Here is a 17,166-nt window from a genome sequence, read left to right as displayed (position 1 = left end):
ATTCGGCCTTAAAGCTTTATAGTTCTTATTGTAACCAGAATATCAATTATCATTAAAACCAGTGCCAGAAAAACGAAATAAAAGTACTTATTATTAGCCACGGTCATTTTCCGGGTATCTACCCAGTTATTGTTTAACTGCGACACCTCCTTTAATAAAGCAGGCACATCGTTTACCCGGTTCGATAACTGAAAATACTTTCCCCCAAATGCTCTTGCCAGCCTTTTCAGGTAGTCGGCATTTAATTTTGACACCACAACGTTTCCTTCTTTATCTTTTTTATAGTCGTAGCCCATTTTTATTTTTCCACCTTGCGGCGTACCAACACCCAGTGCAAGGAAACTGACCCTGTTTCTTTTTAAATCCTGTATCACAGAGGGGTCAAGCTCACCAAAATCTTCACCATCACTTATCAGTATAACAACCTTTGCTTTTCTGGCAGGTGCACTTACAGAATGGTACTTGGTCTGAATCAGTTTAAAGGCAGAATTCAGGTCAGTGCCGGAGTCAGTAAACAAGTCGCTATTGAGTTTTTGAATATATAGCTTAAGTAAATCTTTATCAAAAGTAAGAGGTACCTGAACGTATGCATCTGATGAAAAAACTACTATCCCTACCCTGTCTGATTTAAGGGCCGCCAGGTTTTTCACAAGTTCAAATTTCACTTTTTCAAGGCGGGTAGGTTCAATATCCACCGCGTCCATCGAGCGCGAAACATCAAAAGCAAAATACACATCTTTACCGGCTGCCTGTGTTTCTATTTCGCTTACACCAAAACTAGGGCCAAGCAAACCCAGTATACAAAGGCTTAGGTAGGCTGTTCTGATAAAAAACTTGATAGCCACCGACCTTGCCGATGTACCCAGCCGGGTTGCAATAATATAACTCCTAATAAAGTAGACCACATATACCAACAAGAATATGCCAATAAAAACGTATTCAACAATGGTGAGTGGTTTTATCCAATTCATACTGAGTTATGTAATCCGGCTATCTAAAATGATATAATAAACGGCTTGTTTTACACAAAATTGCCAAAAAAATATCAGATTAAACCTCTGGCTTTGTTAAAAGTTTTTGTTAATCAAAAATAATCCTGCTAACATAGTAACAGCGCTTTTCAATTGTCTGCCCTCAAAAACATTTTACTTGTACCTACTTTTTGCTGCTCAAACATTGAAGGGCTTAGCACGGCACATAAAAAGTAGCTAAAACTTAGCTTTCATGGCTGGTTTCTCAACCCATATCCAACTAAAGTATGATATCAGGCATACAATTGCCGACATCGCAATTAAATTCCATATACTACCGGTAAACCCTAAGCTCAGCATTACGTTAATAACCGGCAGGTGATAAATATAGATTCCATAAGACAAATCATTCTCATGCAATAATCGTTTGCTCAGATGTATGTATGAAAAAGCAAAAGACAAACTAAGCATAGATAGCAGCGTATTGGCTATAATGCCCCATACAGAAACATCGTAAGGGTTTACGTACAATTTAAGCCAAGTGCAAGCTATTAATACATAAGCGGCATAAATGATAAGCCAAATCAAAACCTTATCCTTCACCAGTTTTTCAATCCAGGTAAAGTTCTTGTAAATGGCAATGCCGGTTAAAAAAAAGTGCAGATAATAAAGCACAGTGTTGCCAAAAAGCTTATGCACCTGCTCATGTGCTAAAACCCAGCTATTGGTATTAATAACCAGCTTTAGTATAACAGAAACAACAAAAATAGCTGCCAGTAGTAAATTTGTCTGCCATAGTTTTCTAGGTAGATTAATGACATACAGCAACACCGGCAAAACCAGATAAAACTGTAGCTCAACGGCTACACTCCAAAGGCTGCCGTTCGGGTGACCCGCCCCCCACGTTTTTAAGGAAGGGCTTGCATAAAATTGCAAAAAAGACACCTGTGCAGCCAGCCATAAAAGCAGGTCTTTTAGTATTATTGGCTTTACAAAGTAAATGAGCAGCAAGGCTGTAATGGCTGTACAAACCCAAAGGGCCGGATAAATTCTTAATGCCCGGTTTTTGAAATATTTCTTGAGATTAAACTGATTGCGCTCGAGAGAATGGCTGATTAAAAATCCGCTAATGGTAAAAAAAATAGGAACACCCGGTATATGAAACAGCAAAGACAGAAAACCCCACATGTTATCGAAAACCTTGAACTGCACAGCCCCATGCCATATTAGCACCTGAAAAGCTGCAATGAGCCGGAGCAAATCGAAATTATTTGTTCTATTGATAGTCATTCATTACCTTTTTAAAGCCATCATACATTTGATGAGCTACCTGCCCGGGCGAATAGTCTCTGATTATTTCTTGAGAAACACTTCCAAACTGCTTTAATTTTTCTGGTTCAGCAATAAAACCGGCCATTAATTCTGCCAGTTGGGCAGTATCATAGGGGTTAAAAGTATAGCCATTCAGGCCATTTTTAACGAGGTCGAATGCCGAACCGCACTTTTCAGAAACTATAACCGGAAGCCCGCAAACCATCGCTTCATTCACAACCAATCCCCAGGGTTCAGAGTAACTCGGTAAAACAAAGACGTCGGCCATTGCCATATATTTTGGCACATTATACCATGCCTGGCCTTCTATAAACGTTACGCCATCTATGTGATTAGAAGCAACATAAGCTTGTAGGTTATCTTTTTCCGCGCCGTCACCCAGAATAATCAGGCCCCAGTCTTTTGACTTTAACTGCGAATAGGCCGTAACAAGCCCGGCTACATTCTTGATGGTCATCAACCTGCCTGTATAAATAAAATTATAAGACCTAAGCCGATACTTTTGCTTCCAAACATTACGTTCTGCCAGCGCATCTGTAAAAACAGACAAAACCTTTGCGTTATCGACAGCATTATTTTTCAGCAGAATCTGATGAGGTTTTACACCAAACTTAAGCATATATTCGGCGGCCTTAGAGCCATAACAAAAAAAGCCTTGTGCTTTATTAACAACAAAACGCTTGAATGCTTCTTTCCACCATACTTTTGGATTATCGTTTTCGGTAGAATCAACCGAAATAATTACTTTTATACCAACCATCCGGCAGTAAATAAGTACGGTATTCATGCCGCCTTCATAATAGCCGGAAATATTTACCACATCTGGCTTGAATTTCCGAACCCAATATAGCATTTTTTTTGCTCTGGTAAGATTCGGAATGTTCTCATAATAGTCATCAACCAGTACCTGGTAATTGTATTGATGGATACTTCTATCGACTGGCCCAAGATTAGCGCGGGTTATTTCATTTAATGAGGTTTGAAGTACTAATAATTCATCTCCTTTATTACTATCGACAACTTTCTGGAGCTCTGTATAAATTTTACCTTTGTAATGCGACCAAAGGTATTGATGAATAATAAGTATCCTCATTCTACGCCGGTTTATCTTTATTATTGACGGCGCCAAAATTAAGAAAAAATGCGCCTAAAACAGAAAATTTAGGGATAATAAATAACATTTATAAACACGGAGAGTATATTTGTAAAAATATTAACGGATGATAAAGTTTATAGATTTAATACTCAATAAATTATTTAAGTATCGCCAGAGCGTAGGTTTGAGCCTGTTCTTTTTTGGCGGGCCGTTAATATATTTTTTAAGAGACGGCATAAAACTAGCCCCGGGCAGTACAGCCTTTACAGGCGCCTTTACTATGGGCAGCCTTTTAATAGCCATACCGTTCAATCTTAAAAAAGTGTATCAGACCAATACGGTTGGGTATCTGATGTGCATTGGCTATACCATACTGGCAGTTTTTTATCTGGCTGTTTATACCCCTAACAGGGGTTGGTTTACCAATACTACGGTTGAGGCTGTTTATCAGGGCATCATCATTTTATCGATGTTTATATTTGCTGGTACGTCTATTAATAGCCTGAAAGACAACTTTCTTCAAATTACACTTATTATATGCGTTATAGGCGGGCTTGGCTTGCTTTATTATATTTTCAAGAACCCCATGTATGTAATAGGTATGCGTGCGTCTATCAGCTTTAGCGGCGACGACGCCATGTCTTCAATGGGTAACCCGCATATTTATGCCAAAAGCGCTTATTGCGGTTTAGTGGCCGGGGTTATACTGCTGCGAGAAGAGAAGCGTATTCTGTATCGGTTAATGTATCTGGGCTGTGTATTTTTATTATTGGTTGTGCTGGCGCTTTGCCAGGCAATGGCCATGATTCTGGTTACGGGTATTTTCTTCTTTTTATATTACATTTCCAGCTTCAATTCAAATAACATTTATAAATCGCTTAAATGGTTAACAGGCTTGAAAGGCTTTGCCTTACTGGCATTAACGGCTTTATTGGTATATTATGTGGTTGAGCATACACGTTTCAGCGAGTTTTTTGGTCATATTTCAGGCCTGATAACTGAGCGTGTTGAGAAAATTTTTATGACCCTAACCGGTACAGAACCTTCTACTCCTACTATTGTGGCTGGCGATGATTCTGCCTCTACTCGCGTAACCAATATCACTGCCATGTTTAAAGACATGAATGAAAGAATTGAAGACGGCGACTGGCTAAGTGTAATATTAGGACAAGGGTATCAGCATAAGTATATCGACTCTCCCTTTTTTCAAACACTTAACGACCTGGGTATCATAGGTTTTTCTTTTTTTGCCATTATTCATCTGGTTTTACTGGCCTGGGTGGGCAGGCAGGTACTTAACCCAACCTGTGGTTTTACTTTGTTTGTTGCTTATACTTTTCTGGCAACGGTTATTCAGAACTTTACTTTCGGAATGCCCTACGACTACCAGCGGTGGACAGTCATGCTCTTTGTGGCGCGCTTTGCCTTAGATTACAAAAAGGTGGTGGTTACCAAGCCTGCCGGTTCAACTGTTTCTGCCTGATTGAAAGTTAAAATTACCCTTTTACACACCACGCTGCTTTATGACACTATGAAATACACTGCTCTATTAATAATCTCAGTACTCTATTTATCCTGCAGGAATGAACCAGAGGGGTATTCATTTAATTCAAATATTACTATTTATAGTGTTGAGCCTACTGAAAAAACGGTGGTTAATGCACCCCCGCAGGATATTCCAGCAGATATGGTGTATGTGCCGGGTGGATTTACCCTTATTGGCTCTGAAGAAGGTGTTGAATGGGAAAAGCCGACCTTCTGGGCACAAGTAAGGCCTTTCTTAATGGATGCGCACGAAGTTACCGTTGGGCAGTTCAGGAAATTTATAGTGGCTACGCATTATAAGACAGAGGCTGAAAAATTTGGTGATGCCGGCATACTGAACGAAGAAACCAAACAGTGGATTTTAGCCAAAGGTGCAAACTGGGAATATCCCTTTGGAAAAAACAAACCAAAAGCAGCAGATAATTATCCTGTAACGCAGGTTTCGTGGAATGATGCCAGCGCCTATGCTAAATGGGCCGGGAAAAGGCTGCCTTATGAAATTGAATGGGAACACGCAGCCCGCAATGGCAGCAATTCAAGAATGGATTATCCGTTCGGAAATGAAATAGTTGCTAACGGTAGTTATCTTGCCAATACCTGGAATGGCTCATTCCCTGAATTTGATAAAACGCTTGATGGTTTTCATTATGCTGCGCCGGTTGGTTCTTATGCCAAGTCACCTCTCGGATTGTTTGACCTCAGCGGTAATGTATGGGAATGGTGCGAAGATTGGAGGACCGATTACCATACAATCATTGCCAACAAAGTGGACACAGTTGCTGAGAAAAAAGAAAAAGTACAAAGAGGCGGCTCTTTTCTTTGTGAACCCTCGTGGTGTCATGGCTACCGGGTATCAGGCAGGTCATTCACCAGCCCAGAAACAAGCCTCATGCACGTGGGTTTCAGATGCGTGAAGGATATCTGAATCAGCCACTCAATTACAGTTGACTGACTTATCAAACTGTTTGCTTACACTTCTACTTATTTTCTAAGTTACCTGCAAAAAACTTATAGCATTTAAAAAGGGGAACTCAACATTTTATTTGAGGAGATGACTAAATCGGCAGAGGGCTGTTGAATAGAGCGTTTTGTGAAGTTTATCTGTTAAAGGGAGACACCTGGGCATCTCCCATAACAGCATGATAACTTTACGCGGATTTCCGGATGAACTTGCGTTCTCGCAACGACTGGCTACTATTGAGGCATCCAACGTTTTTATTTAATTAGGAAAGCATATTTGTAATTCTGAGTCTAAATTAAAACACAGTTTTTGCATTTCCAAATGTAAACTTATTTTTTTTATAAATTCTAATAAAATTGTTTTTTCAATAAAAAATGAAAAACTACAATAAAACATAACCCGCTTGCTTTTAGCGGGTTATGTTCATCATTTTATTTACGCCATTTTTTATATTGGTTTATCAAACCATTGGTTGAGCTATCATGGGTTAATATGGCTGCTTCGTCCTGCAATTCAGGATAAATTTTGTTGGCTAACTGTTTACCAAGTTCAACACCCCATTGGTCGAAACTAAAGATGTTCCAGATAACCCCCTGCACAAAAATCTTGTGTTCGTACATGGCAATCAGGCTACCCAGTGTTTTGGGAGTTATTTTCTTAACCAATATTGAGTTGGTTGGTCTGTTCCCCTGAAAAACCTTATAAGGGGCTATTTTATCTATTTCTTCCTGAGACTTCCCTTTCAGTTCACCCAAAACCTCATCCAGAGTCTTGCCGTTCATTAAGGCTTCGGTTTGCGCAAAGAAATTAGAAAGTAACATTTTATGGTGTTCGCCCAGTTGATTATGCGAAATGGCCGGTGCGATGAAATCGGCAGGTATTAATTTAGTACCCTGGTGTATTAACTGATAAAAGGCATGCTGTCCGTTTGTACCTGGCTCACCCCAGATGATAGGTCCTGTCTGATAATTAACCTGATTACCATTTCTATCGACATATTTACCGTTCGATTCCATATCTCCTTGTTGGAAATACGCAGCAAAGCGGTGCATATATTGGTCATAAGGCAAAATGGCATGAGACTCAGCCCCATAAAAGTTATTGTACCAAACCCCAAGCAGTGCCAATACCACAGGTATATTTTTCTGAAACGGTGTGGTTCTGAAGTGGTTGTCCATGTCATGCGCACCAGATAACAGCGCTTCAAAGTTTTCAAACCCAATGTAGCAGGCAATTGAAAGCCCGATGGCCGACCAAAGCGAGTAGCGCCCTCCTACCCAATCCCAGAACCCAAACATATTGGCAGGGTCAATACCAAATTTTTCTACTTCGGTGCGGTTAGTTGAAATTGCCACAAAGTGTTTCTTTACAAAGGCTTCATCAGAGGCTGTTTTCAGGAACCAGGCACGTGCTGAATGCGCATTAGCCATTGTCTCCTGGGTTGTAAAAGTCTTGGAAGCTATCATGAAGAGTGTTGTTTCAGGCGACACCCCCTTTAAAGTTTCAGCAATATGAGTGCCATCAACGTTAGACACAAAATGCACTTTCAGATTTTTGGCATAAGGTTTAAGCGCCTCAGTTGCCATTACCGGGCCCAGGTCTGAGCCACCTATACCAATATTTACAATGTCGGTAATTGATTTACCGGTATACCCTTTCCAGGCGCCAGCGTTTACTTTTTCTGAAAAATCTTTCATTTTGGCCAATACCTCATTTACATCAGGCATTACGTCCGCCCCATCAACCAGTATCGGTGTGTTGCTTCTGTTGCGCAAAGCCACATGAAGCACCGCGCGGTTTTCTGTCTGGTTAATTTTTGCGCCTGAGAACATCTGCTCAATGGCTTCCTGCAGGTTACATTCGCGGGCAAGGTCGGTAAGATACGAAAGTGTACGACCGTTGATGTTGTTCTTGGAGAAATCGACCAGTAAATCGTTGAATCTGATTGAATATTTCTTGAATCGGTTCTGATCTTCAGCAAAAAGTTCTTTTAATTGCTTTTTACTAATGGTTTTATGATGACTTTTAAGTTTCTTAAATGCAGGCGTTTGCGTAAAATTTGTAGTAGGTAGCATAGTATGAATACCTCAGCCCCCTGAAATGAGGCTTAATTTGATTAGTTAATTGTTCCTCAGGGGATAGGAATAATCTTTATTTAATACAAATATCGTCTAATTGGCTTTCAGAAGCCACAAAAACATTAAAATCTACATCGCCGCTTATACCTGCCACACGCCCATTGGTGCTATGCTGCCAGAGAATCAGACTTGCTTCGTTATAACCTTCAAGCCTGCGGCTGTCATAATCTGAAATCCAGAGTGGGTGGTTATCAAAATTACTTTTTACATACTGCCGGTAAATATGTCGGTTGGTATAAATAATGGGCGTAACACCATAGTGGCTTTTGAGGTACTCGCTAAAGGTGGTAACGTTTGCCACCAGGTTTTTCCTGACTTTACGACTCGTGCCGTGCACCTCAAAATCAATAACGGGTACAAAATCGCCTTTTTCTAAATTAACTGTGCTGATAAAGTTCTGAGCCTGCGCCACGGGGTCAGCCCAAGGAACATAAAAATGATAGGCACCTCTTATGAAACCTGCCTTTTTGGCTTCTTTCCAGTTTTTATTAAAGTCTTTATCTTTCAGCTTTGCGCCTTCGGTTGCTTTTATGAAGCAAAAACTGATTTCAACTTCACTATTGCCTTTATTCAGCTTTTGCCAGTTTATTTTACTATTATGGTGCGACACATCAATACCATGTATGCTATACCGCATCGGAACTTTAATACCAAAATCCTTAACGTATGTCCATTGCTCAGCGTCTCTTACATAAAAATAGTACGCCGCCACAATCAATATACCCGTTAGTATGTAAAGACTCTTTAAACCCAGAACCTGCCTTGCTACCGACTGCTTTTGTTTGGGTGTCCGGGCGGAGTTTTTTTTCTGGGTCTTCATTCAAGGCAGCAACGCAAATATTAATTCTGGTGAAGCAAAATTATAAACAATCCGCAAAAATAATCAAAAAATAAAAACCGGAGGTTTACACCACCGGTTTTCTGTTAAAATATAACAATATAATATTATTTATTTGGTTGAGGCGTGTAGCGCAGGTAAGGTTTTACCACATTTACACCCTTCGGAAACTTGGCAATGGCATCTTCTGTAGAAACCGCCGGAACAATAATGGTGTCGTCGCCATCTTTCCAATCAGCCGGAGTAGCCACCTGATAATTAGCAGTTAACTGCAAAGAATCTATCACACGGAGAATCTCCTGAAAATTACGACCCGTTGAAGCCGGATAAGTAAGCGTTAATTTTATTTTTTTGTCAGGTCCAATTACAAAAACAGACCGAACGGTAGCTTTTTCAGAAGCATTCGGGTGAATCATATCATATAACGTGGCTACATTACGGCCCTGGTCTGCAATAATAGGGAAATTAACCACTACGTTGTTTACTTCCTGAATATCCGGCACCCATTTGTTATGAGAATCAAGGTCATCAACCGAAACAGCAATTACCTTAACATTTCTTTTCTCAAAATCGCCTTTTAAAAGTGCGGTTTTGCCTAGTTCGGTTGTACAAACCGGAGTAAAATCGGCAGGGTGAGAAAATAAAAGACCCCAAGAGTTACCAAGCCATTCATGAAAATTAATGGTTCCCTGGGTAGTTTCTGCTGTAAAGTCTGGTGCGATATCTCCTAATCTGAGTGACATAAGCTTTTATATTTAAAAGATGAATAATATTTAATAGCAATAATCTACTAGTTTAGTAGATAATGAATTTAAATGCTATTTAGTTCCAAATGTACTCAAAAATTGTGCAGAAAATATTGGGTACCTATACATTATCTTATCAACAAAAAGAGGCTTCTTCCGAAGCCCCCTTTCACCTTTCCACTACCTTACCTGCGCCAATGGAATTTTGTTTTTGTAATTCCAGAAGGCAGAAACATTTACAATTTTCCATTGTCCGTCAATCTTTTCCATCAGGCGTACCTCCTTGCTTTGCAGGTAGTATTGTTTGTTGCGGTCGCTATTGTATTGGTCCCAGGTAAGATGTGCCGCATTGTTACCATAAAACTTAACACGTACGTTTTTTCGTTTCACAATCGGGTGGCTGTGGCCAGCCTCTTCTTTCTCTTTTGGATTCTCCTTAATAGATTTCCCCAGGTTTTTATTGATATTCTCCCAACCTACGCTGGCATCAAAAGTACCGTCGGCATTGCTCCAGGCCTGATAGGCATAGTCTGAATGAGCAAATTTTTCTTGCCAGCAGTTGTAGTCGCGCTTAAAAAAACAATCGGTTTCAGATTCAATTACAGCCATTATTTCTTTTTTTTCGTTCTCGGTGTCCTGAAAACTGTTGGATGAAGAATTGGCTGTCTGGCAGGCATAAGCAAGTGCTGAAATCAGCATGAGCGATAATAAATTCGTTTTCATGGTAGATAATTTAAAGAGTGAAAAAACTCCGTTATAGAAAACTAGCTTAACTGTATCACTACAAAACTCTGGTTTTAATTTAGAAATAATATATTACAATTCAAAGATATTTTTGATTTATTTTTATAAAACCTAATTCATTCCTCTCAAATTCGTACTGACCCACCTACAAAATAAATCATTTGCAGTTTGGAAGTGTGCTTACAAAAAATTAGTACATTTGAATAAAACCTTAAAAAAAGGCCTGATTGGTACCAGCTTATCAGAATCTGTAAATTTATGAAACAGCGTTTCACCCTCTTGTGTATTTTGCTACAGTTAACCTGCCTTACTTTAACCCTGGCGCAGGAAAACACACGGACGCTGAAAGGTAAAGTGCTGGAAATTGACAAAACCCCAATAGAATTTGTGAATGTATATGTAAACAATACCTCTATAGGTACTACCACAAAAGCCGATGGCAGTTTTGTACTGAAAATACCAAAGTCTATTCAGAAAATAGAAGTTGTGGTTTCATTTATTGGGTATAATACATTAAAAAAAGTATTGCAGCCAAATGAACTGGTACGGGGTGTCATATTTTTGCTCGAGGGGTCTACTGTGCTGAATGAAGTAAAAGTAACCGCCAAAAGAGACCGCGACTGGAAGAAAAAGTGGAAGATTTTTAAAGACGGTGTACTGGGTGATTCTCAATTTACCAACGACTGCGAGATACAGAATCAGGAGGCAGTAAGACTTGAATACGACAAAGACAAAAACGTAATTGCTACCGCCAGCGAGCCAATTTTTATTGTAAATAAAGGGTTGGGATATAAGATTATGTTTCAGATGGAAACGTTTATATCTAACGGGAAGCTGACTTATTTTGCCGGAGACAAATTCTTTGAACACCTGAAACCCAAAGATGATAAACAGGCAAACCGGTGGAAGAAACTAAGAAGCCGTGCCTATAACAACTCTTTAAGAAATTTTCTGGTGTCGCTGGCAAAAAACAAATTATCGGTTAATGGATTTGAGGTTTTTCAGGAGAACAAAATCAGAGAAGGATTATACAGCAGAACAAGCGTGGCAAACGAACTGAAAGAAGGTAACCTTTATAAAACCACTGCCGATAGCCTGTGCAGTTATGATAGTCTTTCAAGGCGGTATATTCTGCATTCCAAAAAACCGTTGCTGGTTTTTCTGCTAGACAACTTTAATACAGTACCGGTGTTCAGAGATTATCCCTACAAATATTCGCAGATTTCTTTGCCCCTTGACTCGATTGAATTTACCGCCAATGGATGGATTACAAAACCCAATAGTATGGTTGTAACCGACCATTGGGGCAACGAAGGTTTCTCAAATTTACTGCCTGACGATTACGAAGATGAAGTGGTTGTGCCACAGGATGCCTCGCCCGATTTATTAGCCAACCTTTTTGCAGAAAATGACCGGAAATTCTGGTTTGTTAGTGGCAAAGTAACTGCACCGGGGGGCTTGGCAGTTGCCAATGCCGATGTATTTATGAATCATACCAGTACCGGTACAAAAACCAATGCGGAAGGGAAATTCACGCTGAGGGTTCCGGCCACAATCCAGGTGTTAGAAATGCTGGTTACAAGCCCCGGGTTTTTATTGGCAAAAGAATCATTCAACGCCGGCGACCATACCAGGCTATTGAATATCAACCTTAAACCTGATAATTTTTCTGTTGCCAACGAGAAAAACAGAGATTTTCAAAGAAACTGGAAAACTTTTGAGAAGGCTTTACTCGGCGACCCCGGCATGGACATGGCCCCAACGTTGTTTACTGAAAACTGCGAGATATTGAATCCGGAAGTGGTAAACTTTGCTCAGGAGGAGCCAAAAAAACTGACAGCCCAGGCAACCAGACCACTTATTATGCAAAACAATGCGCTTGGTTATAAAATAACTTATCAACTGACTCACTTTGAAAATAACGGTAAAGAAAACCAGATAACCGGAGATAAATATTTTGAAAAACTAGCACCAAAAGATGATAAACAGAGGATAAGCTGGGAAAAAAACCAGTTAAAGGTTTATCAGGAATCACTAAAGTATTTCCTTGTATCGTTAGGTCAAAACAAGCTGAAAGAAAATGGATTTGAAGTTTTTAAAATGCTTAAAATTCAGGATATTTACGATACCTATGTTACGGTTAAGTCTGAAGTGGCCGACAGCTCGTTGGTATCCTGCACCGCCAACGAATTGTGCAAGTTTGACGCCACCGCAAATCGCTTTTATCTGCACTCAGATTATCCGCTTCTGGTGTTTCTTACAAACAGAAACGAGCCGCTAAGGCTTACATTTGTTGACTACCCTTACAAACGGTCACAGATTATATTACAGAATTTCTATCTTGAATTTACGGCAGATGGCACCATAACGAATGATAACAACACTGAAATTCGTGATTTCTGGGCTTACAGAGGTTTATCAGGCAGTTTGCCTGATGATTTTAGTCCGGACCTACCCAATGTTAACAGAATAGATTTTGATGCCGCTGACATGATAAGTACTAAGCCTGCGCCAAATGTACAAACTGTCAATACTGAAATAGTTAATAAGCTGGCAGGCAATGGTATTTTGTTTAAGAAAACAACTATTGAAGAAGAAAAAGCCACCGGGTATGGTAGCCTTGCCAACGATTTCAATGTAAAGATACTAGAGCAGGATATGAGCCTTACCATTTTTGATTTATTGAAAAGGATACCCGGCATGATAGTTAAATATGACCCGAACACCGCCACCTACACGGCAGCTTTTTCGAGTGCCATGTCTTTTAAAAGCGCTTTTCAACCCGCGGCTTTGTTATTGGATGGTAATCTGGTAGACAACCCTGAGCGTATAAACACGCTATTAAATTCTATTAATGTGCGCGATATCCAGAGTCTCGGAGCCATGAAATACAGCAGTGCATCTATTTTCGGTGCCAGGGGCGGCAATGGCGTAATTGTGATAACAACCAAAAAGTAAATTAAAAATAGCTTAACCTGCGCCATCATTTATACAGATAATTTTTGTTTTTACCGAATTTTATTCTTCTTTGCCCCTTTCTACGCAAACTGAATGAAATGGAAAACTATAGCATTGTTTTGTTTATTCTGGGTATCATGATAGTTTTATCAGCTGTGGCTACCCGCATAAAAGTTTCGTACCCAATTCTACTTGTAACTGCCGGCATAGGCATTGGTTTTTTGCCCGGTGTGCCAACCGTAGTTATTAACCCCGAAATCATATTCCTGATATTTCTACCTCCTTTACTGTTCGACGCCGCCTTTAATATATCCTATAAAGACCTTCACAAAAACCTCTCAACCGTAAGCACGCTGGCTATTCCGCTTGTTTTTTTAACCACAACAGCCATAGCTGTCATTGCACATTACCTCATACCCGGTATTGCATGGCCGGTGGCGTTTGCACTTGGGGCCATTTTGTCGCCGCCGGATGCAGTAGCGGCAACCAACGTAACCAAAGGCTTAGGTTTGTCTCACAGAACAATTACTATACTTGAAGGCGAAAGCCTGGTAAATGATGCCTCGGGGCTTATTGCTTTCCGCTTTGCAGTGGCTGCCATTACAGGCACCAGCTTTGTACTCTGGAAAGCCCAGTTGCAGTTTGTCTGGGTAGCACTGGGGGGCATATTTGTTGGTATTTGCATTGGCCGCATACTCGCCTTCTTTCTTCTGAGGGTATATCAAAATAATCTCATAGCCATCAGCGCCATTTTGTTATCTCCGTTTATTGCTTATCTGCTGGCCGAAGAATTTCATGTATCTGGTGTGCTTTCTGCGGTAACACTGGGTATAACATTGGCAGTGCATTCAGGCAGGCTGGTTTCAGTTGAAACCAAAAAACAAAACAAGGCTTTCTGGGACGTAATCATATTTTTGCTCAATGGACTGATTTTCATCCTTATAGGCCTTGAGTTTCCGCATGTTATTAAAAGTATCAATCACACCGATATTATGCCTTACATAGGCTACAGTTTTCTGATTGCCTTCATTATGCTTGTGCTGCGAATTGCCTGGATTTTCGGGCATAGTAATAACTTAAAAAAAGCCATTGATAAACGCACGCAGAATTTGATGGGTTTCAGAACCAGGCTATATGGAGATGAACAAATTGACTGGAGAAATTCATTAATTATTGGCTGGGCTGGTATGCGCGGAATAGTCTCACTGGCATCGGCGCTTTCGCTGCCGTTTGTTCTGCAGGATGGCAGCCCTTTTATGCAAAGAGATGCAGTTATATTTATATCAATTGTAGTTGTACTTATTACGCTTATTGTGCAGGGGCTGACTCTGCCGCTGCTGGTGAAAATTTTAAATAAAACCCAACATAAAACCGACAACCTGACACTATGAAATTATTTATTTGTACCCTACTCATGCTAGCCGGGCTTATTGCCTGCCACTCAACTAAAAACAATACAAAAGGCCAACAGAAAACAGAAACCTGGGTTTTTCTGATGGCCGGGCAATCTAACATGGCCGGCAGAGGGGCAGTTGAAGCCCAGGATACCCTCACTGACGAAAAAATACTAACCATTGATAAAGACAATAATATTATAAAAGCCAAAGAACCTATTCATTTTTATGAACCAAACATGAAAGGGCTTGACTGTGGACTATCTTTTGCCAAAACCCTGCAAAAGAACATTAACAAAAAGGTAACAATTTTATTAATACCCACAGCTGTTGGGGGTAGCTATATAGGCCAGTGGCTAGGTGATTCGGTTCAAAGAAAAGTTCGTTTGTTGACCAATTTCAAAGAAAAAATGGCATTTGCCAAAACAAAAGGCATAGTTAAAGGCATTATCTGGCATCAGGGAGAAAGTGACGCCACTGCCAAGCGAATACCGGTTTATGAACAAAACCTCCGGAAACTATTTGGTATTTTCAGGTCTTATGCTGGCAATGATAAACTACCCATAATTTTAGGCGAACTGGGTTCTTATTCTAAAACACCTGAAAACTGGAGTGCTATTAATGATATTATGAAAAAATATGTGGCATCAGACCCGCATACAGCATTAATCATTACCAGCGACCTGACCCATAAAGGAGACTTTGTGCATTTCAACTCAGATGGCCAGCGCCAGATGGGTCAAAGATACGCCGAGGCTTATCTGAAATTGAAAAAGTAGTTATTTAACCATTAAAAAAAGCAAGGAGACAATACTCTTCTGGATTCTCCGTCTCCCTGCTTTTTTAAAATAAGGATATTCAATTTCAGAAATTATCCAGATTAATTATATCAACAGGATTGAGAAGATAAGTAAGAATGTCATTATTTTTGTTTAGCTCAACAATTCTGAATCCACGATAAGACGTACCCCAACTGCCTCCGATGTGCGAGTCAAACATATAAGGTATGCCATCTTTTAACTTTACCCCTTCCTGGTCGTGGTCATGCCCGTTAAAAACCGCTCTTACATTTTTATACTGTTTAAGCAATTCCTGAAACTCCACACAGTCTTTGCCATTGTCTGTCCATTTTACCGGCGTTATATGCACAAAAATAAATACATTCTTTTTGTCTTTATGCTCTTCCAGTTTGTTTCTGAACCAGCTCACATTCGGGCAAAGGTACTGACCTTTCACGTTAGAAGTAGTACCTAGCAAAAAAGCATTGTTTTTGGATGTAAAATCATAATCGAGCGCCATTTTCCAGGTATCTTCCCAAATCTGCGGTTCAACGCGGTCATGGTTTCCCTGGGTTACATAATAAGGCATTTGCAGGCCGTCAAGCGCTTTTTTTGAAGCGGGCAAAAAATCAGGATTATCATGAATAACGTCGCCGTTAAAAACGCAAAAATCAAGTTTTGATTTTTTATGTTGTGCATTAATCTGGTTTACGGCAGTAGCAAAATACTGTTCAAAGTCGGTTTTGGCTTGTCCGTAGTGGCCGTCTGATGCCACTGCAAATCTTAATTTCGGCTTTTTTGCAAAGGCATCAGCACCCAGTGCCGGTAAGATGCTGCCATCGGCCAATAAGAGTGTTGCCAGAGAAATATTTTTAATAAAATCGCGGCGTTCCATGAGCAAATAGGTGTTAAGTTTTAGATTTTTCAAAACTACATAAAATATTATTCTTAATTTGAGTGGCCGTATTAAGAATCAGTAAAAAATGGTTCGTATACCAAGCCTAGTTACACGCAAGCCAGACACAGGTTATGACAGAGTTAGAAAGATACATTAATTCTTATTTTGGAGTAGAAGAAGAAGACCTACTGCACATTAGTTCGTTATTTAAACCGCAAACCCTAAAAAAAGGAGACTTTTATCTAAAAACGGGCCGTTATTGTAAAAAAATGAGTTTTGTCAGGTCTGGCCTGATAAGGATTTATGCCACAACCGATGACAGAGAGGTTACCCAGTGGATTTCTACCGCAGGATATTTCACAACTGACCTTGCCAGCTTTGTTTTCGAAAAACCAGCCCGCTGGACTATTCAGGCACTAACAGACACCGAACTATTTACCATCAGCAAAGAAGATTACAGCCGTCTTGGCTCACGGATTCCGAAATGGCACCTGCTTGAAAAACTCTTCATAGCCCGTTGCTTTATTATGTTAGAAGACCGCATCTTCCGGCATCTTTCCATGTCTGCCGAAGAACGTTATCAGTTTTTCTTCGAGCAAAATAAAGAATTATTTAATCAGGTTCCGTTACAATACCTTGCCTCTATGCTGGGCATGACCCCCGAAACTTTCAGCCGTATCAGGCGTAAAACCATTTCTTGATTTTTGTCAAGACCAACAAGGCTTTTGTTACTCAAATTTGCATTATCAAATTAAACAAAACGCCT

At 40.1% G+C, this 17,166-nt stretch carries 14 protein-coding genes; 6 read left to right on the top strand and 8 right to left on the bottom strand.

Annotated elements, in window-relative coordinates; translation table 11 throughout:
* Positions 1 to 8: 8 nt before the first annotated feature.
* From MB380_RS09950 to MB380_RS09940, 3 genes are all read right to left on the bottom strand, one after another.
* A complete protein-coding gene (locus tag MB380_RS09950; protein ID WP_253535120.1) occupies positions 9 to 971 on the bottom strand; it encodes a VWA domain-containing protein in 963 nt (320 codons plus the stop codon).
* A 237-nt stretch (positions 972 to 1,208) separates the two neighbouring features.
* Positions 1,209 to 2,261, bottom strand: coding sequence for an acyltransferase (locus tag MB380_RS09945; protein ID WP_253535119.1), 1,053 nt, complete (start codon positions 2,259 to 2,261; stop codon positions 1,209 to 1,211).
* Positions 2,248 to 3,396 carry a glycosyltransferase family 4 protein gene (locus tag MB380_RS09940; RefSeq protein WP_253535117.1) on the bottom strand — a complete coding sequence of 383 codons (1,149 nt, stop codon included), beginning with the start codon at positions 3,394 to 3,396 and terminating at the stop codon, positions 2,248 to 2,250. Before MB380_RS09940 ends, MB380_RS09945 begins: the two co-directional genes overlap by 14 nt.
* Positions 3,397 to 3,523: 127 nt before the next feature.
* Between MB380_RS09940 and MB380_RS09935 the strand changes: the two genes are divergently transcribed.
* A complete protein-coding gene (locus tag MB380_RS09935; protein WP_253535114.1) occupies positions 3,524 to 4,882 on the top strand; it encodes a hypothetical protein in 1,359 nt (452 codons plus the stop codon).
* A 48-nt stretch (positions 4,883 to 4,930) separates the two neighbouring features.
* The gene (locus MB380_RS09930) at positions 4,931 to 5,869 is read left to right on the top strand and encodes a formylglycine-generating enzyme family protein (protein WP_253535111.1); all 939 of its coding nucleotides are present in this window, start codon (positions 4,931 to 4,933) and stop codon (positions 5,867 to 5,869) included.
* Between the two features lie 467 nt (positions 5,870 to 6,336).
* Here the strand turns inward: MB380_RS09930 and pgi are convergent, their stop codons facing one another.
* The 4 genes from pgi to MB380_RS09910 form a co-directional block, all read right to left on the bottom strand.
* On the bottom strand, positions 6,337 to 7,980 hold the full coding sequence (gene pgi, locus MB380_RS09925) for a glucose-6-phosphate isomerase (RefSeq protein WP_253535108.1): 1,644 nt from the start codon (positions 7,978 to 7,980) through the stop codon (positions 6,337 to 6,339).
* Between the two features lie 76 nt (positions 7,981 to 8,056).
* Positions 8,057 to 8,863 carry a glycoside hydrolase family 25 protein gene (locus MB380_RS09920; RefSeq protein ID WP_253535105.1) on the bottom strand — a complete coding sequence of 269 codons (807 nt, stop codon included), beginning with the start codon at positions 8,861 to 8,863 and terminating at the stop codon, positions 8,057 to 8,059.
* A 125-nt stretch (positions 8,864 to 8,988) separates the two neighbouring features.
* Positions 8,989 to 9,624, bottom strand: coding sequence for a peroxiredoxin (locus tag MB380_RS09915; RefSeq protein ID WP_253535102.1), 636 nt, complete (start codon positions 9,622 to 9,624; stop codon positions 8,989 to 8,991).
* A gap of 183 nt (positions 9,625 to 9,807) precedes the next feature.
* Positions 9,808 to 10,350 (bottom strand): hypothetical protein, encoded by a 543-nt coding sequence (locus MB380_RS09910; protein ID WP_253535099.1) that lies wholly within the window; start codon positions 10,348 to 10,350, stop codon positions 9,808 to 9,810.
* A gap of 279 nt (positions 10,351 to 10,629) precedes the next feature.
* Here MB380_RS09910 and MB380_RS09905 point away from each other — a divergent pair, with 279 nt between their 5' ends.
* The 3 genes from MB380_RS09905 to MB380_RS09895 all read left to right on the top strand — a co-directional run bounded on the left by MB380_RS09905 (position 10,630) and on the right by MB380_RS09895 (position 15,502).
* Positions 10,630 to 13,329 (top strand): carboxypeptidase-like regulatory domain-containing protein, encoded by a 2,700-nt coding sequence (locus MB380_RS09905; protein WP_253535097.1) that lies wholly within the window; start codon positions 10,630 to 10,632, stop codon positions 13,327 to 13,329.
* A 98-nt stretch (positions 13,330 to 13,427) separates the two neighbouring features.
* Positions 13,428 to 14,720 carry a Na+/H+ antiporter gene (locus MB380_RS09900; RefSeq protein ID WP_253535094.1) on the top strand — a complete coding sequence of 431 codons (1,293 nt, stop codon included), beginning with the start codon at positions 13,428 to 13,430 and terminating at the stop codon, positions 14,718 to 14,720.
* Positions 14,717 to 15,502: a sialate O-acetylesterase gene (locus MB380_RS09895; RefSeq protein WP_253535091.1), complete on the top strand. Its 786-nt coding sequence runs from the start codon at positions 14,717 to 14,719 to the stop codon at positions 15,500 to 15,502. Before MB380_RS09900 ends, MB380_RS09895 begins: the two co-directional genes overlap by 4 nt.
* A gap of 85 nt (positions 15,503 to 15,587) precedes the next feature.
* Here MB380_RS09895 and MB380_RS09890 read toward each other — a convergent pair whose 3' ends face one another.
* Positions 15,588 to 16,397 carry a metallophosphoesterase gene (locus MB380_RS09890; protein ID WP_253535089.1) on the bottom strand — a complete coding sequence of 270 codons (810 nt, stop codon included), beginning with the start codon at positions 16,395 to 16,397 and terminating at the stop codon, positions 15,588 to 15,590.
* 134 nt (positions 16,398 to 16,531) lie between these two features.
* On the opposite strand from MB380_RS09890, the gene MB380_RS09885 reads away from it, so the two are divergent.
* Entirely contained in the window at positions 16,532 to 17,101 is a 570-nt protein-coding gene (locus tag MB380_RS09885; protein WP_253535086.1) for a Crp/Fnr family transcriptional regulator, read from the top strand.
* Positions 17,102 to 17,166: the final 65 nt, after the last annotated feature.

Origin of the sequence: Emticicia sp. 21SJ11W-3, assembly GCF_024138715.1 — a bacterium.
GTDB lineage: Bacteria > Bacteroidota > Bacteroidia > Cytophagales > Spirosomataceae > Emticicia > Emticicia fluvialis.
Note: the sequence above shows the minus strand (reverse complement) of the source record. Positions and strands in the feature narration are given on the sequence as shown.